Origin of the sequence: Geodermatophilus nigrescens, assembly GCF_900129495.1 — a bacterium.
In the GTDB taxonomy this organism is placed as follows: Bacteria; Actinomycetota; Actinomycetes; order Mycobacteriales; family Geodermatophilaceae; genus Geodermatophilus; species Geodermatophilus nigrescens.
The window spans coordinates 393224-417913 of record NZ_FQVX01000002.1 but is presented as its reverse complement, the minus strand read 5'-3'; the positions used below and the strand labels follow the sequence as shown (position 1 = coordinate 417913).

Sequence of the window (24690 nt, the reverse complement as noted above, 5' to 3'; positions counted from 1 at the left end):
GACGACACCCCGCCGCCCGGGCGCCTCGGCCGAGGTGCCCGGGTGCGCGGGACGTCGGCTCCGCGAGCGACGACGTGCACCGTTGCACCCGTCGAGAGGGATCCACCCGAGGTGAAGAGAAGTCTCCGGTCCACGGCCCGCGCCGTGCTCCTGGCCGCCCTGTCCGCCGTGCTGTTCATCGGCCTGGCCGGCACCGCCACCGCCGCGCCACCGACGACGTCGCCCGGCGCGTCCGACTGCGCCGGCCGCGGCGTGCCGCTGAGCAAGATCTCCGTCCAGCTCTACACGTTCGCCGGCTACATCGGCGGGGGCGCCGGTGAGCAGGCGCGGCACGAGGAGGTCCTGCGGCAGCTGGCCGAGATGGGCTACCGCAACGTCGAGCCGTTCACGCTCAGCGGCTGGTCCGCCGAGGAGTACCGGGCCCTGCTCGACGAGTACGGGCTCAAGGCGTCGGCCCGGCACGTCGACGTCGGCACCCACACCGCCCCGGCCGACATCGCGCGGATCCTCGAGGAGAACCGCGTCCTGGGCATCAAGTACTTCGGGTCCGGCAGCAGCGCGGGTGCCCCGTGGATGCAGCCGCTGCCGACCGAGGCCGACTGGGTCGCCTACGCGCGGTACCTCGACGCCGTGGGCGAGCAGGCGCGCAAGGCCGGCCAGACGCTGATGATCCACAACCACGACTTCGAGTTCACGCGGGTCTTCGGCGACCGCACCGCCTTCGACATCCTGATGCAGTACACGCAGAAGAAGAACGTCGTCTCGCAGCTCGACCTGTACTGGGTGGCCTACGCGGGGCTCGACCCGGTCGACGTGGTCGAGGAGTACGGCAACCGGATCCAGCTGTTCCACGTCAAGGACCTCAACGCCGAGCTGAACCGGCGGATCGAGATCGTCGGGCGCGGGGACATCGACTTCCCGTCGATCTTCGCGGCGGGCGGCGGCAGCACCCGCTACTTCGTCGTCGAGCACGACCCGCGCTTCGGTGACCCGACCTTCGACCCGTTCGAGGCGGCCGAGGAGGGCCTGGCCTACCTCACCTGCACCACCTACTGACGCACAGCACTCCGCTCGTCGGGGGCGGTCCCGGGATTCTTCGGGGCCGCCCCCTCGCGCGTCCGGGGGCGGTGGCAGCATGCGGCCGTGCCCCCTCCCGAGTCGCCGTCCGAGCGCCCGTCCGAGCGCCCGGACGAGCGGGGCGGCACCGCGTTCGTGCTGGGCGGCGGGGGAGTGCTCGGCGCCGCCGAGGTCGGCATGCTGCAGGCCCTGTTCGACGCCGGCATCCGGCCCGACCTGGTCGTCGGCACCTCGGTGGGCGCGGTCAACGGCGCGTTCGTGGCCGCCGACCCCACGCCGGACGCCGTCGGCCGCCTGCGCGCGGTCTGGGAGGAGCTGGCCTCGAAGCGGGTGTTCGCCGGGTCGGTGGTCGCCCGCGTCGGCACGCTGGTGCGCACCCGCACCCACCTGCACCCGCGCGAGCCGCTGCGCGAGCTGCTCGAGTCCTCCCTGCCGGCCGACTTCGCCGCGCTGCGGGTGCCGTTCCAGTGCGTCGCGGCCAGCATCGAGCGGGCCGCCGAGCGGTGGTTCACCGACGGCCCGCTGGTCGACGCCGTCCTCGCCTCCTGCGCCGTGCCCGGCCTGCTGCCGCCGGTGGAGATCGACGGCGAGCACCACCTCGACGGCGGGCTGGTGCACAGCATCCCCGTCGGCCGGGCCGTCGCCCTGGGCGCGCGGACGGTCTACGTGCTGCACGTCGGCCGGGTCGACCGCCCGCTGCGCCCGCCCACACGGCCCTGGGAGGTGGCCACGGTGGCCTTCGAGATCGCCCGCCGGCACCGCTACTCCGCCGACCTCGCCGCCCTGCCGCCCGGGGTGACGGTGCACGTGCTGCCCGCCGGCGACGACGCCCCGCCCGGCGCGGCCAACCTGCGCTACCGCGACTTCTCGGCGGTGCCCGAGCGCATCGAGCGGGCCCGCGCCGCCGCGGCCGGGTCCCTGGCGCGAACCACCCCCGGGGAGGCCTGACGTGCTGCCGCCGCGCCCCGTGCGCCGGGTGGCCGGCCCGGTCCTGCTCGGCCTGCTCGTCGCCGGCGTCGTCCTGCTGCCGGTGCTCGCCGTCGTCGCGCTGGTGGCCTCGTTCTTCCTGCCCGGCCGGCTGCGGGCGCTGCGGCTGCTCGCGTTCGCGCTGGTCTACCTGGCGATGGAGGTGGCCGGCCTGGCCGCCGCCGCGGTGCTGTGGGTGGCCGGTGGCGCCGGCCGGGCCGTGCGCGCCCGGGGGTGGCGGGCGGCGCACTACACCGTGCTGAGGATCCTCCTCGACGTCGTCATGCGCGCCGCGCAGCGGCTGTTCGCCCTGCGGCTGGTCACCGACGGCGAGTCCTGGTCACCCCTCGACGACGGTGTGCCCGGCTCCACCAACGCCATGGTCGTGCTGTCCCGCCACGCCGGGCCGGGCGACTCGTTCCTGCTGGTCAACACGCTGATGAACCGCGACCACCTGCGCCAGCCGCGGATCGTCCTCAAGGACACCCTCCAGCTCGACCCGCTCATCGACACCTTCCTCAACCGGCTGCCCAACTCCTTCGTCTCCGCGGGGCCGGGTGCCGGCGAGCGCGCGGAGCGGGCGATCGCCGACCTCGCCCGCGACCTGGGCGAAGAGGACGCGCTGCTGATCTTCCCGGAGGGCGCGAACGCCACCCCGGGGCGGCGGCTGCGGGCCATCCAGCGGCTGCGCGACCGCGGGCTGGTGGCGGCGGCGCGCCGCGCGGAGGCCCTGCGGCACGTGCTGCCGCCGCGTCCCGGCGGCGTCGTCGCGGCGCTGCAGGCGGCACCGCACGCCGACGTCGTCCTGGTCGCGCACACCGGCCTGGAGCACCTCGACAGCGTCCGCGACGTCTGGCGCGAGCTGCCCATGGACAAGACGCTGCACCTGCGCTGGTGGTTCGTCCCGGCCGCCGAGGTGCCGCGCGGGGAGGCCGAGCTCACCGACTGGCTCTACCGCTGGTGGGAGACCATCGACGCCTGGATCACCACCACCTCGGCGGCCGAGGACACCGGCCGCTGACCGGCCGGCGGGGGAGTCCCGCCGGCCGCCCGGGCGTCAGGTGCGCACCGGCGTGCCCGGCTCGGCCGGCACCGCCGCACCACCGGGCGGCACGTCGGCCCCGTCCGGGTGCTCGTCGGGCCGCCGCGCCAGCCGGGAGGGCCACCACATCCACCGGCCGACGTCGAGCGTGAGCGCCGTGACCAGCACCGAGCGCACGATGATCGTGTCCAGCAGCACGCCCAGCGCGACGGCGATGCCCAGCTGGGTGAGGAACGTCAGCGGCAGGGTGCCGAGCACCGCGAACGTCGCCGCCAGCACCAGCCCGGCCGAGGTGATCACCCCGCCGGTGGCCGCCAGGCCGACGAGCGCGGCGCGCCGGGTGCCGTGGTCGACGGCCTCCTCCCGCACCCGGGTCATCAGGAAGATGTTGTAGTCGATCCCGAGCGCCACGAGGAACACGAACACGAACAGCGGGAACGAGCTGTCGGTGTCGGTGACGCCGAGGACCGCGTCGAACAGCAGCGCGCTCAGGCCGAGGGCCGCGCCGAAGCTCAGCACCACGGTGGCGATGAGCAGCAGCGGCGCCACGACCGCCCGCAGCAGCACCCCGAGCACGGCGAGCACCACGAGCATGATCAGCGGGATGACCACCCGGTTGTCCCGCTGGGAGGCGGTCTGCACGTCGAGGTTGAGCGCGGTGTTGCCGCCGACGACAGCCTGCCCGTCGCCGGCGTCGTCCAGCGACACCCGCAGCCGCTCGACGGTGTCCGCGGCCGCCGGGCTGTCGAACGGATCGGCCAGCGACGCCTCGACCAGTGCGTCGTCCCGGACGACCTGCGGCTCGCGCACCTCGGCGATGCCGTCGTCGGCCGCGACGGTCTCCGCGACCTCCGGGGCGGAGTCCGCCGTCGTCACGACGTAGACGGAGTTGCCCGCGACGGCGGGGAAGTGGCGGGCGGCCGCCGCGTCGCCCTGCACCGACTCCGGCTCGCCGCGGAAGCCCTCGGCCTGGGTGAGGCCGCTGGGGTCCAGGCGGAAGACGGCGGTGCAGGCGAGCAGGAGCAGCAGGCTCGTGACCACCCAGGTGACCCGCGGCCGCGGCCGGATCGCCGCGCCCACCCGCGCCCAGAACCCGGTCGCGCTCGGCTCGGCACTGCCGAAGGTGGGCCGCACCGGCCAGAACACCCACCGCCCGCAGATGACCAGGAGCGCCGGCAGCAGCGTCATGAGCACCACGAGGGTGATCGCGACGCCGATGGCCGCCACCGGGCCGAGGCCCGCGGTGGAGTTCATCTCCGCCGCGACCAGGCACAGCATCCCGAGGACGACGGTCCCGCCGCTGGCCAGCACCGCCGGGCCGGCCCGGTGCACGGCCTCGGTCATCGCCTCGTGCCGGTCGGTGTGCAGCCGCAGCTCCTCGCGGTAGCGGGCGACCAGCAGCAGCGCGTAGTCGGTGCCCGCGCCGACCACGAGGACGGTGAGGATGCTCGCGCTCTGCGCGTTGACCGTCAGGTCGGCGTACCGGGCGAGCAGGTAGACCACGGCCTGCGAGCAGAACAGCGCGATCACCGCGGAGAAGATCGGCAGCACCCACAGCACCGGGCTGCGGTAGGTGAGCAGCAGGATCAGGACGACGACGCCGAGGGCCGCGAACAGCAGCGTCCCGTCGATGCCGGCGAAGGCCTCCGACGAGTCGGCCGCGCTGCCGGCGGGGCCGGTGACGTAGGCGTCGAGCCCGGACGGGCCGTCGGAGACCTCGGCGCGGATGCCGTCGACGACCGGCGCGATCGCCTCCCAGCCGTCGGGCCCGACGTCCAGCGGCACGACCAGCTGCAGCGCCTGGCCGTCCTCGGACGGGATCGGGCCGAGCACCTCGCCGTCGAGCGCCTCGAGCCCGCCGAGGGCCTCGACGTCGGCCTGCACGGCGGCGGCGTCCTCGGCGGTGAGCCCCGCGGCCCGCTCGTAGACGACGACGGCCGGGATGAGGTCGGGGTCCGAGCCGAGCTCGGTCTGCAGCTCCAGCGCCCGGGTCGACTCCGCCTCGGCGGGCAGCCAGGCCGCGACGTCGTTCTCCTGCTGGTCGGGGAGCAGGCCGGCCAGCGGCGCCGACACCGCGGCCAGGACCAGCCAGACGACGAGCACGACCCACTTGAGGCGCGGGTGGCTGACACGGGACGCGAACGACCTGCCCACGGGGACCCCTCCGGGAGAGCCGGGGGCCCCCGCGACCCCGGACGGCGACGGTGCGGCCCGGACGCTAGCGACGGCCGCTCCCGCCCGGCACCCGGTTTCCCGTGGTCCGCGGCGTCCGCCCGGCGCGTGTCACGGGGCGTGACCGCACCGCCGCCGGACGGTGGCCGGTCGGCCGGGACGACGCCGCAGGCAGGGTGGTGCGCGTCTTAACCGTCTCGAAACGCTCCGCGCCCGGCCGCGAAACGACCCGTTCCTAGCGTCCGTCCCGAGCGGGCGCCGGCCGGTGCGCCCCGCGACAGACGGAGAGCCGCATGCCCCTTCCCCGCCGCGCCGCACGCGCCGGAGCCCTGCTGACCGCCGCCGTCCTGGCGCTCACCGCCTGCGGGTCCGGCGACGAGCCCGCCGCGGCCGCCGGTGAGGGAGGCGGCGACCTCGGCGAGCTGACCCTGCAGCTGTCCTGGATCAAGAACGCCGAGTTCGCCGGTGAGTTCTTCGCCGACACCAACGGGCACTACACCGACGCGGGGTTCACCTCGGTGACGATGGACCCCGGCCCCGGCGCGATCGAGACCCTGGTGGCCACCGAGGACGCCGACTTCGGCCTGAGCAACGCCGTCTCCACCGCGCAGGTGATCGCCGAGGAGGACGCGCCGCTCAAGATCGTCGGCACGAAGTTCCAGAAGAACCCGTTCACCATCCTGTCGCTGGCCGACGGGGGCAACATCGCGACGCCGCAGGACCTCGTGGGCAAGCGCATCGGCGTGCAGGCCGGCGGCAACGAGACGCTGTTCGACGCCCTGCTCGAGGTCAACGGCATCGATCCGGCCGATGTCGAGAAGGTGCCGGTCGAGTACGACCCGGCGCCGCTCATCGACGGCGAGGTCGACGGCTTCCTCGCCTACCTGACCAACGAGTCGATCACCGTGCAGTCGCAGGGCATCGAGGTCACCAACCTGCCCTTCGCCGACAACGGGCTGCCCTTCGTCGCCGAGTCGGTCATCACCACCGACCGGATGATCGCCGAGGAGCCGGAGCGGGTGATGGCCTTCCTGGAGGCCGAGATCCGCGGCTGGCAGGACGCGCTGGCCGACCCGGCCGAGGGCGCCCGCCTGGCGGTCGAGGAGTACGGCGCGGACCTGCAGCTGGACATGGCCAAGGAGCTCGAGCAGTCCGAGGTCCAGGCGGGGCTGATCGTCACGCCCGACGTCGAGGCCAACGGCCTGTTCACGATCACCGACGAGCTCATCGAGCAGAACATGGCCACGCTCGAGGCCGCCGGCATCGACATCGCGGCCGAGGACCTCTTCGATCTCTCGCTCCTGGAGCAGCTGCTCGAGGAGAAGCCCGAGCTCACCGAGCTGCCCGCCTGACCGACCCGTCCGGGAGACCCGACATGACCGACGTCGTCACGACGTCGACGGGCGCCGGTGCCGGTGGGGCCGCGGGCTCCACCGGCACCGGCGTGCGGATCGACCACCTGACCAAGACCTTCCGGACCGGCCGCCGCACGGTGCAGGCCCTGGAGGACGCCACCCTGTGGACCGACCGGGGCAGCTTCCTGTCCCTGCTCGGGCCGTCGGGCTGCGGCAAGTCCACGATCCTCCGGATCCTCGCCGGCCTGGAGGAGCCGACGTCGGGCTCGGCGCTGGTCGACGGCCGCACGCCGCAGCAGCTGCGCCGCGACCACGACCTCGGCATCGCCTTCCAGGACTCCGCGCTGCTGCCCTGGCGGTCGGTGGTGTCCAACATCCGGCTGCCGTTCGAGGTCTCGGGGCAGCGGCCCGACGACGCGCTCGTCGCCGAGCTCATCCGGCTGGTCGGCCTCGAGGGGTTCGAGAAGGCCAAGCCCGCGCAGCTGTCCGGCGGCATGCGGCAGCGCGTGTCGATCGCCCGCGCGCTGGTGGTCCGGCCGTCGGTGCTGCTGCTCGACGAGCCGTTCGGGGCGCTGGACGACATGACCCGGCAGCGGCTGAACGTCGAGCTGCTGCGGATCTGGACGGAGAAGCCGGCGACCACGCTCATGGTCACCCACGGCATCTCCGAGGCGGTCTTCCTGTCCGACCGGGTCGCGGTGATGAGCGCGCGGCCCGGCCGGGTCCAGGAGGTCATCGACGTCGACCTGCCGCGCCCGCGGACGCCGGACATGATGCGCACGCCGGAGTTCCACGCCCTGCACGACCGGGCGTCGGAGCTGCTGTTCGGCGGCGCCGCGGCGGCGGGCGAGTGAGCGTGAGCCTCGCCCGCGGGCCGGCGCGGTCCCTGCTGACCGGGGCCGCCGGCATCGCCGCGCTGCTCGCGGTCTGGTGGCTGGCGGCGGTCACCGTGCTGTCGGGCGCCCGCGTGCCCACGCCCGGCGGGGTGGCCGGCGCGGCGGTCGACGGCGGCTGGCGGTTCTGGTCGCTGCACTTCGGCATGACGCTGCAGGAGGCCGCGGTCGGGTTCGGCTACGGCACGCTCGCCGGCCTCGTCGTCGCCTCGCTCGTGCTGCTGCTGCCGGTCGCCGAGCCGGTGCTCATGCAGGTCGCCGTCATGAGCTACTGCGTGCCGCTGGTGGCGGTCGCGCCGGTGCTGTTCATCGTCATCGGCAACCCCGACGAGGGGCAGCGCTCGGGCACGGCCACCGCGCTCGCGGCCCTGTCGGTCTTCTTCACCACCGTGGTGGGGGCGGTGCTCGGCCTGCGCTCGGCCGACCGCGCCAGCCTCGACGTGGTCCGCGTGTTCGGCGGCGGGAGGGTGCGCCAGCTGGTGAAGGTGCAGGCGGTCGCCGCGCTGCCGTCGCTGCTGGCCGCGCTGCGGATCGGGGCGCCGGCGGCCTTCCTCGGCGCGATCCTCGGCGAGTACGTCGGCGGCGTGCAGCGGGGCGTCGCGCTGGTGCTCAAGATCGCCCAGCAGAACGTCGACGTCGAGCAGGCGTGGGCGGTGGGCATCGGCTGCGCGCTGGTGGCCGGCGCCTTCTACGCCGCCTTCGGGCTGGTCGGCCGGCTGGTCACCCCGTGGTCGCGCGGGGCGGCAGCGTGACCGCGGTGCTGCCCGGCGCCGGTCAGGCGCCCGCGCCCGGGCGGGCCGGCTCGCTGCTGCGCGCGGTGCTGCGCCAGGTGGGCACCGCGGTGCTGGTGCTCGCCGTCGTCGTCCTGCTGTGGACGGTGCTGCTGCGGGTCTTCGACGTCTCGCCCTACGTCGGCAAGACGCCGGCGGAGGTGTGGACGACGCTGTTCGGCGAGGACGACTCCGCCGAGCTGCGCGCAGAGATCGGCGCCCTGCTCGGGCAGACCCTGCTCGACGCCGGCGTCGGCTTCGTGGCGGGGCTGCTGTCCGCCGTCGTGCTGGCCGCGGTCGTGGTGCGCTACCGGCTGCTGGAGGGCGCGGTCATGCCGGTGGCGCTGGTGCTGCAGACCGTCCCGCTCATCGCGCTGGCGCCGATCCTCATCCTCGCCGTGGGCCGCGGGTACGTCCTCGTCGCCACGATGAGCGCGATCGTGGTGCTGTTCCCGGCGCTGGTGAACATCGTGCTGGGCCTGCGCTCGGTCACCCCGCAGATGCGCGACCTGGTGCTGGTCTACGGCGGGTCGCCGTCGACGGTGCTGCGCCGGGTCGGCTTCCCCTCCGCGCTGCCGGCGCTGTTCGCCTCGGTGCGGATCGCCGTGCCCGGCGCGCTCACCGGCGCCCTGCTCGCCGAGTGGCTGGCCACCGGCAAGGGCATCGGCTACGCCGTCGTCTCGGCGGCCGGCCGCTCGCAGAACGCCCGGGTGTGGGCGCTGGTCGTCGTCGTCACGGTCACCGCGCTGGTGCTCTACCTGCTCGCGCAGCTCGTGGAGGCCGCCGTGCTCAGCCGGTTCGGCCGCGCGGAGGCCGCCCGGTGACCCTGACCGTGCACTCCACCCCGACGCCCGCCGACCCGGCGATCGACGCCATGGTGGCCGCGCTGCCCAAGGTCAGCCTGCACTGCCACCTCATCGGCAGCGTCGCGCCGGGCACCGTGCTCGACCTCGCCCGGAAGCACGGCGTGCAGCTCGGCCGCTCGGCCGAGGAGCTCTACGAGCACGGCAGCTACGAGGACCTCGGGGAGTTCCTCCGCGTCCTCGACGTCGTCGGCTCGCTCATCCGTGACCCCGACGACTTCGCCCGGGTGACCTACGAGTCGCTCACCGCCGGCGGCGCCGCGCACGGCGTCCTCCACCGCGAGGTGCACCTGAGCCCGCCCGGACACCCCGGCGTGCCCTACCCGACGATCCTCGAGGGCGTCCTCGCCGGCGCCCGCGACGCCGAGGCCGACACCGGCATCCAGGCCCGCTTCCTGGTCGGCATCTGCCGGGAGCGGTCGGGTGCGGCGGCCGTGGAACTGGTCGAGCAGGTGGTCGCGCACCGCGTGGACGAGGTGCTCGGCATCGGCCTGGACTACGCGGAGGTGAACGGGCCGCCCGGGCGGTTCGTCGAGGCCTACCGGCTCGCCGCGCGCTCGGGCCTGCGGCGCACCGCGCACTCGGAGTCCGGGCCGCCGGACCACGTCCGGGTGCTGCTCGACGAGCTCGGCTGCAGCCGGGTCGACCACGGCTACCACGTCGTCGACGACCCGGAGCTCACCGCCCGCTGCGTCGAGGAGCGGGTGCCCTTCACCTGCACCCCGGTCAGCTCCGACATCGGCCGCTACTCCGGCAGCGGCGACGGCAGCCACCGCCGGATCGCCGAGATGGTCGACGCCGGGCTGCTGGTGACGATCGACAGCGACGACCCGCCGATGTTCGGCACCGACCCGACGCACGACCACCGCGTCCTCGCGCACGCGCTCGGCTGGCGCCGCGACCGGCTGGCCGACCTCACCCGCAACGCCGTCGAGGCCTGCTGGCTCGACGACACCGACAAGGCCGCCCTCCTCGCCCGCGTCGAGGCGCAGGTGGCGGTCACCCCCGACGCGCCCCCGGCACCCCAGGAGGACCCCGCATGAGCACGCCGTTCACCGTCCCGACCGTCGACGTCTCGCCCTACGTGCGCGGCGGCACCGCGGAGGAGCGCGCCGCCGCGGCCGCCGCCTTCGACGAGGCCGCCCGGACCGTGGGCTTCGTGCAGGTGGTCGGCCACGGCGTGCCCGAGGCGGTCACCGACGCCTTCGCCGCCGCGCTCGACGAGTTCTTCGGCCTGCCGCTGGAGGTGAAGAAGCGCCACCGGACGCCGCCGGAGGTCAACCGCGGCTACGCCCCGCCCAAGACGGAGTCGCTGAGCCTGAGCCTGGGCCTGGCACCCGCCAACCGGATGCACGACTTCTTCGAGGCGTTCAACGTGGGCGCCGCCGTCTCCGACTTCCCGGGGCTGGACCTGCCCGAGGCCGACTACCCGGAGAACGTGTGGCCCGCCGAGGCGCCGTCGTTCCGCCCGGCGGTGGAGGCGTACTGCGCCGAGGCCGCCCGGGTGGCCCGCACGCTCACCACGCTGTTCGCCGACGCCCTCGGCCTGCCGGCCGGCTTCTTCGCCGGCTACACCGGCCACAGCCTCGACGTCCTGCGGATGAACAACTACGCCCTGGAGCCCGGCGCGCTCGAGCTCGACGGCGACCTGACCGGCATGGGGGAGCACACCGACTACGGCATCGTCACGGTGCTGTGGGCCGACCAGGTGGCCGGCCTGCAGGTGCTCGGGCGCGACGGCGGCTGGCACGACGTCATGCCCGCCGACGGCGCCCTGCTGATCAACCTCGGCGACCTCATGGCGCGCTGGACCAACGACCGCTGGATGTCGACCCTGCACCGGGTCAAGCCGCCGATCGTCGACGGCACGATCGCCCGCCGGCGCAGCGCCGCCTTCTTCCACGACGGCGACGTCGACGCGGTCATCGAGACGCTGCCCACCTGCGTCGGCGACGGGTCGCCCTACCCGCCGATCACGGTCGGCGAGCACATCCGCGCCAAGCTGGCCGGCTCGCGGGCCGGCGTGGCCAACCCGGAGGCCGCCCGCGAGGCGGCGCGGGTGCTCGCGGCGCAGGGCGGCGCCTGACCGGCCGGGAGGCCCTACGGTCCGGCGGCATGGCGCAGCCGGTCCCGCTCCTCGTCGTCACCGCGGTGCAGCTCGCCGCCCAGGCGGCCGGGCACGCCGTCGCGCTGCGGCGCGGGCGCGCCTTCGACGTCCCGTTCCTGACCGGCAGCCCCGGGCACCTGGTGCGCGACTGGCTGTGGTTCGGCACCGCCTACAGCGCGCCGCCGTACCTGCTCGTGCCGCAGGCGTGGGCCATCGCCCGGTTGCTGCGCGGGCCGGACGACCGGGCGCGCTGGGTGCTGCGCCGCATCGGCGCCGGCCTGACGCTGGGCTACCTGAGCGAGCGGTCCGTGCGCGCCCGCGTCCGCCCGGGCGGCCTGGACCCGGTCGAGACGCCCGTCGTCGTGGCCGGCTGGGGGTGCGCGGCGGCGATGGCGCTGCTCGCCGGGCGCCCGGGTCCGGCGGTCAGCGCAGCGGGGAGCGGCGGACCAGCTCGCGGGCGATGACGGTCCGCTGGATCTCGTTGGTGCCCTCGCCGACGATCATCAGCGGGGCGTCGCGGAAGTAGCGTTCGACGTCGAACTCGGTGGAGTAGCCGTAGCCGCCGTGCACCCGGACGGCGTCGAGCGCCACCTGCATCGCGGTCTCCGACGCGAACAGCTTGGCCATCCCGGCCTCCATGTCGGCGCGCTCGCCGGCCTCGTAGCGGCGGGCGGCGTGGAGCACCAGCTGCCGGGCGGCGGTGAGCCGGGTGACCATGTCGGCGAGCAGGTTGCCCACCGACTGGTGCTCCCAGATCGGCCGGCCGAAGCTCTCCCGCTCCTGCGCGTAGCGCACCGAGTCCTCCAGCGCGGCGCGGCCCACCCCGAGCGCGCGGGCGGCCACCTGGATCCGGCCGATCTCCAGGCCGCGCATCATCTGGGCGAACCCGCGGCCGGGCTCGCCGCCGAGGACCGCGTCGCGGGGCACCCGCATGCCGTCGAAGGACAGCTCGCAGCTCTCGACGCCCTTGTAGCCGAGCTTGGGCAGGTCGCGGGAGACGGTGAACCCCGGGCCCTTCTCCACCAGCAGCACGCTGATGCCGCGGTGCGCCGGGCTCGCGTCCGGGTCGGTGCGGCACAGCAGCGCGACCAGCCCGGACCGGCGGGCGTTGGTGATCCACGTCTTCGACCCGGTGACCACCCACTCGTCGCCGTCGGGCCGCGCGGTGGTGCGCATCGCCTGCAGGTCCGAGCCGCCGCCGGGCTCGGTGAGCGCCATCGTGGCCCGCAGCTCGCCGGTCGCCATCCGCGGCAGGTACCGCGCCCGCTGCTCGTCGGTGCCGTGCGCGAGCAGCAGCCGGGCGACGACGGTGTGCCCGCCCATCGCGCCGGCCAGGCTCATCCACCCGCGGGCGAGCTCCTCGGTGACCGCCGCGAAGCACGGCACCGACACGTCGGACCCCCCGTGCTCCTCCGGCACGAGCAGCCCGAAGACGCCGAGCTCCCGCATCCGCCCGATCAGCGCCTCCGGGTAGGTGTCGGAGTGCTCGAGCTCGCGGACGACGGGGCGCACCTCCCGGTCGACGAACCGGCGGACCACCTCCACCACCGCCGTCTCCTCGGCGTCGAGGTCGTGCAGGGCGGCGGGGTCGGGCACGGCGTCCTCCAGGTCGGCGGGCTCGGGCACATCCTGTCGGGTCGCCCGGCGCGTCGCGGAACCCTCGCCGCCGCCGGGCCCGTTGTCCGGGTGCCGGGGTGCGCCGGCGCGGGCGCGGGGGCCCCGCCGCTCGCGTCCCCCGGCCCCTCCGGGCGGCCGTCCGGGGGACCCGACGGAGAACGGAGCACCATGCCGGTCGACCTGTCCACCGCCGAGCCCGCCGACGTCCGCACCGCGTCCACCCCGCAGGGCCACGACGCGCTGGTCCGCGAGGTGGCCCTGGTGCACGCCCGGGCGCGCGCCGCCGAGTACCTGGTGCGCGAGGACCCGGTGGCGGCCGCGCGGGCGCTGCGCGGGCTGACCGTCTCCAGCGGCGCGGTGTGGGACGCGCTGCGCACCGGCGCGCCCGCGCCACGGACCGGCGCGGTGGTCGTCACCGACCTGCTCGGCGCCTTCCGCGCCGCCGGCGGGTCGGTGCACCTCGCCGCCACCGGCCCGGAGCGGCGGCTGACGCCGGACGGCGCGGCCGCGGTGCGCGCGCTGGTCGAGGAGGTGCTGGCTGCGGGCGTCGACGCGGCCGGCTCGCTGTCGGTGGCGCTCACCTGGTCGACGGCGCACCTGGACGTGCTCCTCGTGCTCGGGCCCTCCGCCGACCCGTCCGCCGCCGAGCCGGTGACCGCGGCCGACCTGCTGCGCTCGGCCGGGGCGGTGCTGGCCGCCGGCGGGACGCTGCGGGTGGAGACGCCCGCGGCCGGCGGGACCGTCGTCGCGGCGTCCCTGCCGGTGCCCGCGCCGGTCCGGGCGGCGATCGCCGGCTGACGACCGCCGCCCGGTGACCGCCGCCCCGCCCGGTCAGTGGGTGGAGGGCTCCTGCGCGACCTCGCGGCGGTCCTGCGACCACAGCGTGTGGAAGGTGCCCTCCCGGTCGACGCGCCGGTAGGTGTGCGCGCCGAAGAAGTCCCGCTGCCCCTGGATGAGCGACGCCGGCAGCCGGTCGGAGGCGAGCGAGTCGAAGTAGGCGAGCGCGGAGGAGAAGCCCGGGGCGGGGACGCCGGAGGCGGCGGCGATCCCGACGATCCGCCGCCAGGCGGCCTCGCCCCGCGCCACCGCGTCGGCGAAGTACGGGTCGACCAGCAGCGTCGGCAGCTGCGGGTCGCGCTGGTAGGCCTCGACGATCCGGTTGAGGAACTGCGCGCGGATGATGCAGCCGCCGCGCCAGATGCGGGCGATCGCGCCGAGGTCGATGTCCCAGTCGTAGGCGAGGCCGCCGGCCACGATGAGGTCGAACCCCTGCGCGTAGGCGACCACCTTCGACGCGTACAGCGCCGCGCGGACGTCGTCCTCGAAGCCCTCCGGCGCCGGGGCCGGGGCCGGGCGCTCACCGACGCTGCGCTGCACCGCCGCCCGCTGCGCCGGCTTGGACGACACGGCCCGGGCGAAGACCGCCTCGCCGATGCCGGAGACGGGGACCCCGAGGCCGACGGCGTTCTGCACGGTCCACACGCCGGTGCCCTTGGAGCCGGCCTCGTCGCGGATGACGTCGACCAGCGGGCGGCCGGTGTCGGCGTCCCGCTGCTTGAGCACCTCGGCGGTGATCTCGATCAGGTAGGACTCGAGGTCGCCGCGGTTCCACTCCTCGAAGACGCCGACGAGCGCGTCGGGCTCGTGCCCGCCGATCCGGCGCAGCAGGTCGTAGGACTCGGCGATGAGCTGCATGTCGGCGTACTCGATGCCGTTGTGGACCATCTTCACGAAGTGCCCGGCGCCGTCGGTGCCGACGTGGGTCACGCACGGCTCGCCCTCGGCGACGGCGGCGATGGACCGGAGGATCGGCCCCAGCGTCTGCCACGCCTCGTCGGAGCCGCCCGGCATGATCGACGGCCCGTTCAGGGCGCCCTCCTCGCCGCCGGAGATGCCGGTGCCGACGAAGTGCAGCCCCCGCTCCCGCAGGGCGTGCTCGCGGCGGATGGTGTCGTGGAAGTCGGCGTTGCCGCCGTCGACGATGATGTCGCCGGGCTCGAACCGCTGCGCCAGCTGCTCGATGACGGCGTCGGTGCCGCGGCCGGCCTGCACCATGACGATCGCCGTGCGCGGCCGCGCGAGGGAGGCCACGAAGGCGTCCATGTCGTGCGCCGCGACGAACCCGAGGTCCTCGTGCTCGTTGAGCAGCTGGTCGGTGCGGGCGGTGGTGCGGTTGTAGACCGCCACGGTGTTGCCCTCGCGCGAGGCGAGGTTGCGGGCCAGGTTCGACCCCATCACGGCGAGGCCGACCACCCCGATGTTCGCCACTGCCTGCTCGGTCATCGCGTTCTCCTCGTGTGCGTCGGCTGCTCGGCGTCCGCGGTGATCCTCAGCCGTGCCGGGAGCGGTGTCCACGCCCTTCCGGTCCCCGGCTCGGGGACCGGCAGGGCGGGCACCGGCCGGGGTGCGGACGTGCCGGCGGTCAGGCCAGCGTGGCGGCGTCGATGACGAACCGGTACCGGACGTCGGAGGCCAGCACCCGCGCGTAGGCCTCGTTGACCCGGTCGGCGGGGACGACCTCCACCTCGGCGCCGATGCCGTGCTCGGCGCAGAAGTCGAGCATCTCCTGGGTCGCGGCGATGCCACCGATCATGGAGCCCGCGAAGGTGCGCCGGCCGCCGATCAGCGACATCGCGTTCAGGCTCAGCGGGTCGGCGGGCGCGCCGACGTTGACCAGCGCGCCGTCGACGGCGAGCAGCGAGAGGTACGCGTCGACGTCGACGGCGGCGCTGACGGTGTTCAGGACCAGGTCGAACCGCCCGGCCAGGTGGCTGAAGGTCTCCGGGTCGCTCGTGGCGAAGTAGGCGTCGGCGCCCAGGCGCAGGCCGTCCTCCTGCTTCTTCAGCGACTGCGACAGCACGGTCACCTCCGCACCCAGGGCGTGCGCGAGCTTGACGGCCATGTGGCCCAGCCCGCCGAGGCCGACGACGGCGACCCGCCGGCCCGGGCCGGCGCCCCAGCGGCGCAGCGGCGACCAGGTGGTGATGCCGGCGCACAGCAGCGGCGCCGCGGCCGCGGGGTCGAGACCGTCGGGCACGCGCAGCACGTAGCCGGCGTCGACGACGACGTGGGTGGAGTAGCCGCCCTGGGTCGTGGTGCCGTCGCGGTCGGTGCCGGCGTAGGTGGGGACCATGCCCTGCCGGCAGTACTGCTCGTCGCCGGCGCGGCAGTTCGCGCACTCGCCGCAACTGTCGACCATGCAGCCGACGCCGACCCGGTCGCCGACGCGGTGGCCGGTCACGCCGGCCCCGACCTCGGCGACGACACCGACGATCTCGTGGCCCGGGACGACCGGGAACGGCTGCGGGCCCCAGTCGCCGTTGACGGTGTGGATGTCGGAGTGGCAGATGCCGGCGTACTCGATGGCGATGAGGACGTCGTTCGCGCCGACGTCGCGGCGCTCGATCGTGGTCGGGGCCAGGGGCTGCCCGGCGGCGGGGGCGGCGTAGGCGTTGACGCGCATGGGTGGAGTGCTCCTCGGGGTGTGCGGGTGGGTCGGTCGCCGGCGGGGGTGGGGGTGTGGTCCTCGTCGGGAACGCCCACCACGGAACGCCGTCCCGCGCAGACGTGGGAGGTCGGATCTGTCGGGGGTAGAGGCTCGACCTCCCTCCGCGGGCCGCGCGGCCTACCGTCGACGGGCGTGGACAACCGCTCCGACATCCGCGAGTTCCTCGCCACCCGGCGCGCCCGGATCACGCCCGAGCGGGCCGGCCTGCTGCCCGGCGGCGGGCGGCGGCGGGTGCCCGGGCTGCGCCGCGAGGAGGTCGCCGTCCTCGCCGGGGTGAGCACCGACTGGTACACCCGGCTGGAGAAGGGCCACATCGCCGGCGTCTCGGAGGACGTCCTGGAGGCCGTCGCCCGCGCGCTGCAGCTCGACGCGGCCGAGCGCACCCACCTGTTCAACCTGGCGCGCGCCGCCGCGCGGCCGGCGCGCACGCCGCAGCGCCGCTCCCGGCCGCGGATCGCCCCCCGGGTGCAGTGGATGCTCGACGCGATGACGGGCTCGGCCGCGCTCGTCGCGAACGGCCGGCTGGACGTCCTGGCGACCAACGCCCTCGGCTGGGCGCTGCACGCCCCGCTGTTCGACAGCCCCCGCGGACCGGCGAACTTCGCCCGGTTCCAGTTCCTCGATCCGCGATCGGGCGACTTCTACACCGACTGGGCCGGCGCGGCCAACACCACCGTGGCGCTGCTGCGGGGGGAGGCCGGGCGCCGCCCGCACGACGCGCACCTGCGGGAGCTGGTCGGGGAGCTGTCCACGGTCAGCGAGGAGTTCCGCGTCCGCTGGGCCGCGCACGACGTGCGCATCCACCACGACGGGGCCAAGCAGTTCCGCCACCCGGTGGTCGGCACGCTCGACCTGAGCTACCACACGTTCGACCTGCCGGCCGAGGACGCCGCGGACCTGCGCATGACGATCTACACCGCCGAGCCCGACACCCCGTCGGCGGACGCGCTCGCGCTGCTGGCCAGCTGGGCGGCGACCCGGGCGGTGCCCGCGCCCGGCCCTGCCCCCGCCTCGACCGACCGCCCCTGACGGCGCGGCGGGAGGGCGCGGTCGGGAGGGCGCGGTCGGGAGCGCTCGGTCAGGAGAGCGCGGACCGCCGGCGCTCGTGCAGGCGGAGGCGGGCCAGCAGGTCGCCGAACAGCAGCCGCGTGTCGACGTCGGTGTAGACCCGCCGCGCCCCGCCGCCCGGCGCGGCCGTGGTCTCCGTCCACGTGCTCGACGCGTCGTCCAGTGCGGTGACCAGCACCGGCGGGCTGTCGCCGAGCGGCCAGACCCCGCCGAGCCGGATCCAGTCCGGCAGCGGCAGCTCGAGGAACCGGGTCCACAGCCACCGGCCCACCGCGCCGCTGCCGCCGAGGTCCTGCTCGAGCTCGGCCACCGAGTACGCGCAGCGCCGGTAGGTCTCCAGCGGGAACGAGCGGACGGCGAGCTCCGACCGGCCCAGCACGGCCGCGGCGGCCGCCGGGTCGGTGTCGCGGTTGTACTCGGCAGCCCCCTCGGCCAGCGCCCCGCCGACCCACACCAGCGTCAGCCGGGTCGCGATGTCGGGCGCCTCGGCGAGCGCCGCGGCCACGTTGGTCAGCGGCCCGGCGCACACGAGGACCAGCGGCAGGTCGTCGTCGCGCCGCGCCTCCTCGACGATCGCCCGCGACGCGGCCGAGGCCGCCGACAGCGGCGCCCCGGCGTCGAACGGGTGCTCCGCCCCGGTGTGCACCGGTGGCCGGGCCGGCCCGCCGACCAGGTCGACCAGCTCCCGGGCGAGCGCAGAGCCGCGCTCCGCCGTCGACCCCAGCGGGCCGAACACCGGGTTCAGCGGCGAGCTCGTGACGGCGACGACCCGGTTGGTGGGGGAGAGCAGGTGGTGGGCGAGGGCGACCAGCCCGTCGGGGTCGCCGGCCCAGTCGTTGTCGACGACGACCCGGCACTGCTCGGCCATGCGCAGCTGCTCGGTGTGCTCCACGGTCGGAGGGTGCCGTCGCCACCCCGGCCGGCTCCACCCTGCTGCCGTTGAGCGGGACGCGGGCTCAGGCCGGCGACTGCTGCCGGGCGGGAGCCGGGGTCACCGCCGGCCGGACGAGGGCGGTGAGCAGGGCGAGCTTCTCGGCGTCCGCCGTCCCGGGCTCGGCGTGGTGGACGGCGAGCAGCTGTCCGGCGGTGCCGCTCACCGCGAGCTTCTCGCAGCGCAGGGTCAGCGCGCCGACCTGCGGGTGGTCGAAGGAGACGTGCGTGCCGACGGGGACCTTGACGTCGTGCCGCGCCCACAGCGTGCGGAACCGGTCGCTGGCCAGCGACAGCTCGCCGACCAGCTGCACGGCCCGCGGGTCGTCGGTGTCGGCGCCGATGCGCTCGCGGAACCCGGCGACCAGCCGCGCCGTGCCGCCCTCCCAGTCGGGGAACAGCGCCCGCTCGGCCGGGTCGAGGAAGACGTCGCGCAGCCGGTTGCCGCCCGGCCGGATCCGCGGCGACAGCGCGGTGGCCAGGTCGTTGGCGGCGAGCACGTCGAAGAAGCGGCCCTCCACGAACGCCGGCAACCCGAGGGTCCCGAGCAGCATCGCGACGCCCGCCGGGACGGTCTCCGGCCGCACCCGCCGGCGGTGCCGCGGCTGCGGGGTGGCCAGGGCGAGCAGGTGGTCGGTGCCCGCGTCGTCGAGGCGCAGCACCCGCGCCAGGGACTCCAGCACCTGCACCGACGGGTTGCGGTCGCGGCCCTGCTCCAGGCGCAGGTAGTAGTCGGCGCTGATCCCCGCCAGCAGCGCGACCTCCTCGCGGCGCAGCCCGGGGGTGCGCCGGACGCCGTCGACCCGCAGGCCGGCGTCCTCGGGGCGGACCAGGCCGCGGCGGGCGCGCAGGAAGGCGCCGAGCTCGGTGCTCACGCCGCCACGGTAGGCGGGCCCGGAGCGGCCCAGCCTGGTCCTGTCACCCCCAGGACCGGCGGGGGACTGCCACGCCCCCGGCCACGGGCGCAGCGTCGTCGCCATGACCTCACGTACCTCGCAGACCCTGCCCGGCGGCACGCACCGGCTGGCCGGCGACCTGACCGTTCCCCGCGTCGGCTACGGCGCCATGCAGCTCGCCGGGCCGGGCGTCTTCGGCCCGCCCCGCGACCACGAGGAGGCCCTCGCCGTCCTGCGCACCGCCGTCGACCTCGGCATCACCCACGTCGACACGGCCGACTTCTACGGCCCCCACGTCACCAACCGGCTCATCCGCGAGGCGCTGGCGCCCTACCCGGACGACCTCGTCGTCGTCACCAAGGTGGGGGCCGTCCGCGACGACGAGGGCCGGTGGCTGATGCGCCGCACCCCGGCCGACCTGCGCGCGCAGGTGGAGAGCAACCTGCGCACCCTCGGCGTCGAGGCCCTGGACGTCGTCAACCTGCGGCTGGGCGGCGTGGACGGCCCGGAGGCCGGGTCGCTCGCCGAGCCGTTCGGGGCGCTGGCCGAGATGCAGCGCGAGGGGCTCGTCCGCCACCTGGGGCTGAGCACCGTCACGGGCGAGCAGGTGGCCGAGGCGCAAGCCATCGCACCGGTCGTGTGCGTGCAGAACCGGTACAACCTCGCGCACCGGGAGGACGACGCCCTGGTCGACGCCCTCGCCGCGCAGGGCATCGCCTACGTGCCCTACTTCCCGCTCGGCGGCTTCTCGCCACTGCAGTCCGGCGCGCTGTCGGCCGTCGCCGGCCGGCTGGGCGCCTCGCCGATGGCCGTCGCCCTCGCCTGGCTGCTGCAGCGCTCCCCGAACGTCCTGCTGATCCCGGGCACCTCGTCGGTGGCGCACCTGCGGGAGAACGTGGTCGGGGCGGGGCTGGAGGTCCCCGACGACGACCTCGCCGTGCTGGACCGGATCGCCGGGGGGCGCTGACCGGCAGGGCGGGCGCGCCGGGGAATGCCGTGCCGGGCCAGGCGTTAGCATGAGCGCGCACCCGTCCCGGGACCGCGGCGGCCGTCCCCACGGCGGATCCGCCCCCGCGGGACCGCCCCCGTCGTCGCTCCCGCGACCGGCTCCGGCGGCCTCCGACGCTCCCGGCGCTGCCCGGCCGTCCGGTCCGGGCGAGCCCGGTCCGCGGGCGGTGCGGCTCGACGCCGCGGCTCCCGTGCCGCGGCATCACGGAGGAGTGGTCAGTGGCCCGACCCGGCCGGCGCCAGACGGGCGCTCGCCGCCCCGCCCCGCGCGACGCACGGCGCGTGCGCGAGGGCGGCGACGTCATCGCCGTGCTCGCGCGCGCCGTCCGCGGCCTGGAGGCCGCCGTCGGGCGCGGGCGGATGACGCCTGCCCTGCGCACGGAGTTCCAGGCCGTGGCCCTGCTGGTGCGCGAGCAGCACGCCCGGGTGCGCGCCGACGAGGGGCTCACCCCCGCCGCCCGCGCCGAGCAGCTCAAGCGCCTCGACGGCATCGGCACCATCCTCGCCAAGACCGCCGTCCGGGCGCCCGCCCTGCTCACCCTGCTCGCCGAGGACGCCGTCGTCTCCGACGCCGCCCGGTCCGCCGCGCGCGAGATCCTGCGCGAGGCCCGCGTCGAGACGCCCGAGCCGGCCGCCGAGCCGGAGCCCGAGCCCGTCGCCGCCCCGTCCGCGCCGGAGCGCCGGGTGGTCCCGCAGTCGGTGGTCTCCCGGCAGCTGGCCAACCCGTTCCTCGCCCCCGACTACTCGGCCGTGCAGCAGCGGCCGGCCCGGCCCTCGCGGCTGGCCGGCTGGGAGCTGATCGGCCCGCTGCTCACCTCCTTCGAGCGCGCCGGCGGCGGCGACGCCGCCTGCATGCCGCTGCCCCCGCCCTCGCCGGTGCGGGTGCCGGCCGGGCGCGAGCTCATGCCGCACCAGGCGCAGGTGGTCGCCGCGGCCGCCGAGGGCCACCGCACCTTCCTGCTCGCCGACGAGCCGGGCCTCGGCAAGACCGCGCAGGCGCTGCTGGCCGCCGAGGCGGCCGACGCCTACCCGCTGCTCGTCGTCGTGCCCAACGTGGTCAAGACGAACTGGGCGCGCGAGGCCGGCATCTGGGTGCCGCACCGCCCCGCGACCGTGGTGCAGGGCGACGGCGAGACCGTCGACGGGTTCGCCGACGTCGTCGTCGTGAACTACGACGTCCTCGACCGGCACGTCGGGTGGCTCGGCGACTTCGGGTTCCGCGGGATGGTCGTCGACGAGGCGCACTTCATCAAGAACAAGACCTCGCAGCGCTCGCAGCATGTGCTGCGGCTGTCCTCGCGGATCCGGGAGCGCACCGCCCGGGCCCTGCTCATGGCGCTGACCGGCACCCCGCTGATCAACGACATCGACGACTTCCGGGCCATCTGGCAGTTCCTCGGCTGGATCGACGACACCCAGCCGCTCGGCGACCTCGTCGAGGCGCTGGAGGCGACCGGGCTGACCCCCGCCGACCGCGGCTTCTACCCGGCCGCCCGGCGCTGCGTGGTCGACCTCGGCATCGTCCGGCGCCGCAAGGTCGACGTCGCCGCCGACATCCCCGCCCGCCGGATCGCCGACCTGCCCGTCGAGCTCGACGGCGCCGCCGGCCGCTCGATCCGGGCCGCCGAGGCCGACCTCGCCCGCCGGATGGTCGCCCGCTACGAGACGGCGCTGGCCGCCCGCTCCGACGTCGAGGAGCCGGCCGGCGGCATCGACCCGGCGCTGGTGCGCCGGGTGGCGCGCGCCGAGCTCAAGGACGCGACCGCGGGGGAGTCCGGCGAGAACGTGTTCAGCATGATGCGGCGCATCGGCCGGGCGAAGGCGGGGCTCGCCGCCGACTACGCCGCCCAGCTCGCCCGCAGCGCCGGCAAGGTCGTGTTCTTCGCCAAGCACGTCGACGTCATGGACGCCGCCGAGGAGACCTTCGAGCGGCAGGGCGTGCGGTTCACCTCGATCCGCGGCGACCAGACGCCACGGGCGCGCCAACAGGCGGTCGACGCGTTCGTGCAGGACCCCGACGTCGCGGTGGTGGTCTGCTCGCTGACCGCGGCCGGCGTGGGCCTGAACCTGCAGGTGGCGTCCAATGTGGTGCTGGCCGAGCTGTCGTGGACCGACGCCGAGCAGACGCAGGCCATCGACCGCAGCCACCGGATCGGGCAGACCGAGCCGGTCACCGCCTGGCGGATCATCGCCGCGCAGACCCTCGACGCCCGTATCGCCGAGCTCATCGACAGCAAGGCGGGCCTCGCCGCCCGGGCGCTCGACGGGTCCGACCAGGAGGTCTCCTCCTCGCCGGACGTGCAGCTCGAGGCGCTCGTCGCGCTGCTCACCGACGCGCTGGCCGCCCGCGCCGCCGCCTGACAGCCGCCCGACCCTCCACCCCGCTCACCCGCTCCGGCGGCCGTCCCCCGGGCGGCCGCCGGGCGCGTGGCCGGCGTCACTATGGTCGGCCGGGGCGGCCCGGAGGGGGCCCAGGAGCCGGGGAGAGCAGATCGTGCAGTTCAGCGAGCAGGGGACGGCGGCCCTCGCGGAGGTCCGCCGGTTCATGGACGACCACGTGTACCCGAACGAGCAGCTCTACGCCGAGCAGCTCGAGGAGGTCGGCCCGACCGGCTACCCGCCGGTGATGGACAAGCTGAAGGCGGCCGCGCGCGAGCGGGGGCTGTGGAACCTCTTCCTCCCGCACCTCGAGCCCGACCACCCCGGCACGAAGCTGACCAACCTCGACTACGCGCCGATCTCCGAGGAGCTGGGCAAGGTGCCCTTCGCCTCCGAGGCGCTCAACTGCAACGCGCCCGACACCGGCAACATGGAGGTGCTCAACCTCTACGGCTCGCCGGAGGTCAAGCAGCGCTGGCTGCTGCCGCTGCTGGAGGGCGAGATCCGCTCCGCGTTCTGCATGACCGAGCCGGACTCCGCGTCCTCCGACGCCACCAACATCGGCCTGCGGATCGCGCGCGACGGCGACGACTACGTGCTCAACGGCCGCAAGTGGTTCAGCTCCGGCGCGCTGGGCGAGCGCTGCCGGGTGTTCGTCGTCATGGGCAAGACCGACCCGACGGCGCCGCGCCACACCCAGCAGTCGATGATCGTCGTCCCCAAGGACACCCCCGGCGTCTCCTTCGGCCGCAGCCCCATGGTGTTCGGCTACCACGACCGCGGCGGGCACCCCGAGGTCGTCTTCGAGGACGTGCGGGTGCCGGCGGACAACCTGCTCGGGCAGGAGGGCAGCGGCTTCGCCATCTCCCAGGCGCGGCTGGGTCCCGGCCGCATCCACCACTGCATGCGCTCGATCGGCGCGGCCGAGCGGGCGCTGTCGCTGATGGTGACGCGGGCCCTGCAGCGGGAGACGTTCGGCTCGTCGGTGGCGCACAAGGGCCTGGTGCAGGACTGGATCGCCGAGTCGCGCATCGAGATCGACATGGCCCGCCGCTACGTCCTGCACACCGCGCACCTGATGGACACGGTGGGCAACAAGGCCGCCGCCACCGAGATCTCCGGCATCAAGGTGGCCGTGCCCAACATCGTGCTCAAGGTGATCGACCGGGCCATCCAGGTGCACGGCGCGGCCGGGGTCACCCAGTACACGCCGCTGGCCGAGATGTACGCCCACCAGCGGACGCTGCGCATCGCCGACGGCCCCGACGAGGTGCACAAGATGACGATCGCCCGGCGCGAGATCATGAAGCACGACCCGGACTTCCGGATGTCGGGCAGCGGCACCGCCAAGCCGTGGACGGTCACCGACCAGCGCGACGACGTCCAGGTGTTCCAGCGCCCGTAGCCGGCCCATCGCCGTCCGGCGGGCCGCGGCCCCTAGGGGACCAGGGCCCGCCGGACGACCAGGCGCAGCGCCGCCCGCCGGCGCTCGTGCTCGGCCTCGTCCTCGGCGGCCGACGCCGTGTAGGTGCCGCTGACCGGCGACCACGTGCCCGCCAGCGCGATGACGATCGAGTAGACCTCGTCCGGGCGGATGCCGCCGACGATCCGCCCCTCGGCCTGGGCGCGGGCGATCGCCTCGTGCTTCGGCCGCGCCAGCTCCGCGTGCCCGGCCAGCAGGTCGCCGGCCGGCACCCGCTCCAGCCGGTTCCAGCTGGTCAGCCGGATCAGCTCGGGGGAGGCGAGGTAGGAGTCGTAGAGGCGGACGGCGTACCCGGGCAGGTCGTCGACGTCGAGGGGCACCGTGTCGACGATGCGGTGCAGCTGCGCGTCGAAGACGGCGTCGAAGAGCCCGTCCTTGCTGCCGTACCAGGCGTACATCTGCGCCTTGTTCACCCCGGCCGAGGCGGCGATCCGGTCCACCCGCGCGCCGGCGATGCCGTACTCGGCGAACTCCGCCGTCGCGGCCGCCAGCACCCGCTCCCGGCTGCGCTCCCCGTCCCTGACCACGGCTCCACCCTACGGGTAACCAACCAGTT

The 24690-nt window shown here is 75.4% G+C and carries 22 protein-coding genes; 15 read left to right on the top strand and 7 right to left on the bottom strand.

Translation table 11 applies throughout. The annotated features are described in order from the left end of the window. Positions 1 to 144: 144 nt before the first annotated feature. The 3 genes from BUE37_RS09565 (at position 145) to BUE37_RS09555 (ending at position 3064) form a co-directional block, all read left to right on the top strand. Positions 145 to 1056, top strand: a complete 912-nt coding sequence (locus BUE37_RS09565; protein ID WP_073419980.1) for a sugar phosphate isomerase/epimerase family protein — start codon at positions 145 to 147, stop codon at positions 1054 to 1056. A gap of 87 nt (positions 1057 to 1143) precedes the next feature. Next, the gene (locus tag BUE37_RS09560) at positions 1144 to 2025 is read left to right on the top strand and encodes a patatin-like phospholipase family protein (RefSeq protein ID WP_083628519.1); all 882 of its coding nucleotides are present in this window, start codon (positions 1144 to 1146) and stop codon (positions 2023 to 2025) included. 1 nt (position 2026) lies between these two features. After that, entirely contained in the window at positions 2027 to 3064 is a 1038-nt protein-coding gene (locus tag BUE37_RS09555) for a lysophospholipid acyltransferase family protein (RefSeq protein WP_073419979.1), read from the top strand. 36 nt (positions 3065 to 3100) lie between these two features. On the opposite strand, the gene BUE37_RS09550 is transcribed toward BUE37_RS09555, so the two are convergent. Beyond that, entirely contained in the window at positions 3101 to 5239 is a 2139-nt protein-coding gene (locus BUE37_RS09550) for an MMPL family transporter (RefSeq protein ID WP_073419978.1), read from the bottom strand. Positions 5240 to 5550: 311 nt separating this feature from the next. Here BUE37_RS09550 and BUE37_RS09545 point away from each other — a divergent pair, with 311 nt between their 5' ends. From BUE37_RS09545 to BUE37_RS09515, 7 genes are read left to right on the top strand one after another with little or no spacing between them, the layout of a single operon-like run. Further along, a complete protein-coding gene (locus BUE37_RS09545; RefSeq protein ID WP_073419977.1) occupies positions 5551 to 6609 on the top strand; it encodes an ABC transporter substrate-binding protein in 1059 nt (352 codons plus the stop codon). A gap of 23 nt (positions 6610 to 6632) precedes the next feature. Further along, positions 6633 to 7466 (top strand): ABC transporter ATP-binding protein, encoded by an 834-nt coding sequence (locus tag BUE37_RS09540; RefSeq protein ID WP_073419976.1) that lies wholly within the window; start codon positions 6633 to 6635, stop codon positions 7464 to 7466. A 2-nt stretch (positions 7467 to 7468) separates the two neighbouring features. Then, positions 7469 to 8257 carry an ABC transporter permease gene (locus BUE37_RS09535; RefSeq protein WP_073419975.1) on the top strand — a complete coding sequence of 263 codons (789 nt, stop codon included), beginning with the start codon at positions 7469 to 7471 and terminating at the stop codon, positions 8255 to 8257. Continuing rightward, positions 8233 to 9099 carry an ABC transporter permease gene (locus tag BUE37_RS09530; protein WP_083628517.1) on the top strand — a complete coding sequence of 289 codons (867 nt, stop codon included), beginning with the start codon at positions 8233 to 8235 and terminating at the stop codon, positions 9097 to 9099. Before BUE37_RS09535 ends, BUE37_RS09530 begins: the two co-directional genes overlap by 25 nt. Continuing rightward, entirely contained in the window at positions 9096 to 10181 is a 1086-nt protein-coding gene (add, locus tag BUE37_RS09525; RefSeq protein WP_217651199.1) for an adenosine deaminase, read from the top strand. The genes BUE37_RS09530 and add overlap by 4 nt, the downstream gene beginning before the upstream one ends. Further along, the gene (locus BUE37_RS09520; RefSeq protein ID WP_073419974.1) at positions 10178 to 11224 is read left to right on the top strand and encodes an isopenicillin N synthase family dioxygenase; all 1047 of its coding nucleotides are present in this window, start codon (positions 10178 to 10180) and stop codon (positions 11222 to 11224) included. The genes add and BUE37_RS09520 overlap by 4 nt, the downstream gene beginning before the upstream one ends. 29 nt (positions 11225 to 11253) lie before the next feature. After that, positions 11254 to 11709: a hypothetical protein gene (locus BUE37_RS09515; protein ID WP_073419973.1), complete on the top strand. Its 456-nt coding sequence runs from the start codon at positions 11254 to 11256 to the stop codon at positions 11707 to 11709. Here BUE37_RS09515 and BUE37_RS09510 read toward each other — a convergent pair. Next, positions 11669 to 12871 (bottom strand): acyl-CoA dehydrogenase family protein, encoded by a 1203-nt coding sequence (locus tag BUE37_RS09510; RefSeq protein WP_245794469.1) that lies wholly within the window; start codon positions 12869 to 12871, stop codon positions 11669 to 11671. The genes BUE37_RS09515 and BUE37_RS09510 overlap by 41 nt on opposite strands. Positions 12872 to 13030: 159 nt before the next feature. Here BUE37_RS09510 and BUE37_RS09505 point away from each other — a divergent pair, with 159 nt between their 5' ends. Continuing rightward, positions 13031 to 13660, top strand: a complete 630-nt coding sequence (locus tag BUE37_RS09505) for a sensor histidine kinase (RefSeq protein ID WP_073419972.1) — start codon at positions 13031 to 13033, stop codon at positions 13658 to 13660. 33 nt (positions 13661 to 13693) lie between these two features. Here BUE37_RS09505 and gndA read toward each other — a convergent pair whose 3' ends face one another. Together gndA and BUE37_RS09495 are read right to left on the bottom strand one after the other, a co-directional pair. Then, on the bottom strand, positions 13694 to 15145 hold the full coding sequence (gene gndA / locus BUE37_RS09500) for an NADP-dependent phosphogluconate dehydrogenase (protein WP_073419971.1): 1452 nt from the start codon (positions 15143 to 15145) through the stop codon (positions 13694 to 13696). Positions 15146 to 15284: 139 nt separating this feature from the next. Next, on the bottom strand, positions 15285 to 16325 hold the full coding sequence (locus BUE37_RS09495; RefSeq protein ID WP_073419970.1) for an NAD(P)-dependent alcohol dehydrogenase: 1041 nt from the start codon (positions 16323 to 16325) through the stop codon (positions 15285 to 15287). A 177-nt stretch (positions 16326 to 16502) separates the two neighbouring features. Between BUE37_RS09495 and BUE37_RS09490 the strand changes: the two genes are divergently transcribed. Then, complete coding sequence (locus tag BUE37_RS09490) at positions 16503 to 17399, top strand: helix-turn-helix transcriptional regulator (RefSeq protein ID WP_073419969.1); 897 nt, start codon at positions 16503 to 16505, stop codon at positions 17397 to 17399. 49 nt (positions 17400 to 17448) lie between these two features. Here BUE37_RS09490 and BUE37_RS09485 read toward each other — a convergent pair whose 3' ends face one another. Further along, entirely contained in the window at positions 17449 to 18330 is an 882-nt protein-coding gene (locus BUE37_RS09485; RefSeq protein WP_245794467.1) for a nucleoside hydrolase, read from the bottom strand. Between the two features lie 64 nt (positions 18331 to 18394). After that, the gene (locus tag BUE37_RS09480) at positions 18395 to 19243 is read right to left on the bottom strand and encodes a helix-turn-helix domain-containing protein (RefSeq protein ID WP_073419968.1); all 849 of its coding nucleotides are present in this window, start codon (positions 19241 to 19243) and stop codon (positions 18395 to 18397) included. A 103-nt stretch (positions 19244 to 19346) separates the two neighbouring features. Here BUE37_RS09480 and BUE37_RS09475 point away from each other — a divergent pair, with 103 nt between their 5' ends. From BUE37_RS09475 to BUE37_RS09465, 3 genes are all read left to right on the top strand, one after another. Next, on the top strand, positions 19347 to 20231 hold the full coding sequence (locus tag BUE37_RS09475) for an oxidoreductase (RefSeq protein ID WP_073419967.1): 885 nt from the start codon (positions 19347 to 19349) through the stop codon (positions 20229 to 20231). Positions 20232 to 20554: 323 nt separating this feature from the next. Then, entirely contained in the window at positions 20555 to 22633 is a 2079-nt protein-coding gene (locus tag BUE37_RS24170; protein WP_245794465.1) for a DEAD/DEAH box helicase, read from the top strand. Positions 22634 to 22766: 133 nt separating this feature from the next. Beyond that, positions 22767 to 24056 (top strand): acyl-CoA dehydrogenase family protein, encoded by a 1290-nt coding sequence (locus BUE37_RS09465; protein WP_073419965.1) that lies wholly within the window; start codon positions 22767 to 22769, stop codon positions 24054 to 24056. A 32-nt stretch (positions 24057 to 24088) separates the two neighbouring features. On the opposite strand, the gene BUE37_RS09460 is transcribed toward BUE37_RS09465, so the two are convergent. Further along, positions 24089 to 24661, bottom strand: a complete 573-nt coding sequence (locus BUE37_RS09460; protein ID WP_073419964.1) for a TetR family transcriptional regulator — start codon at positions 24659 to 24661, stop codon at positions 24089 to 24091. Positions 24662 to 24690 lie beyond the last annotated feature (29 nt).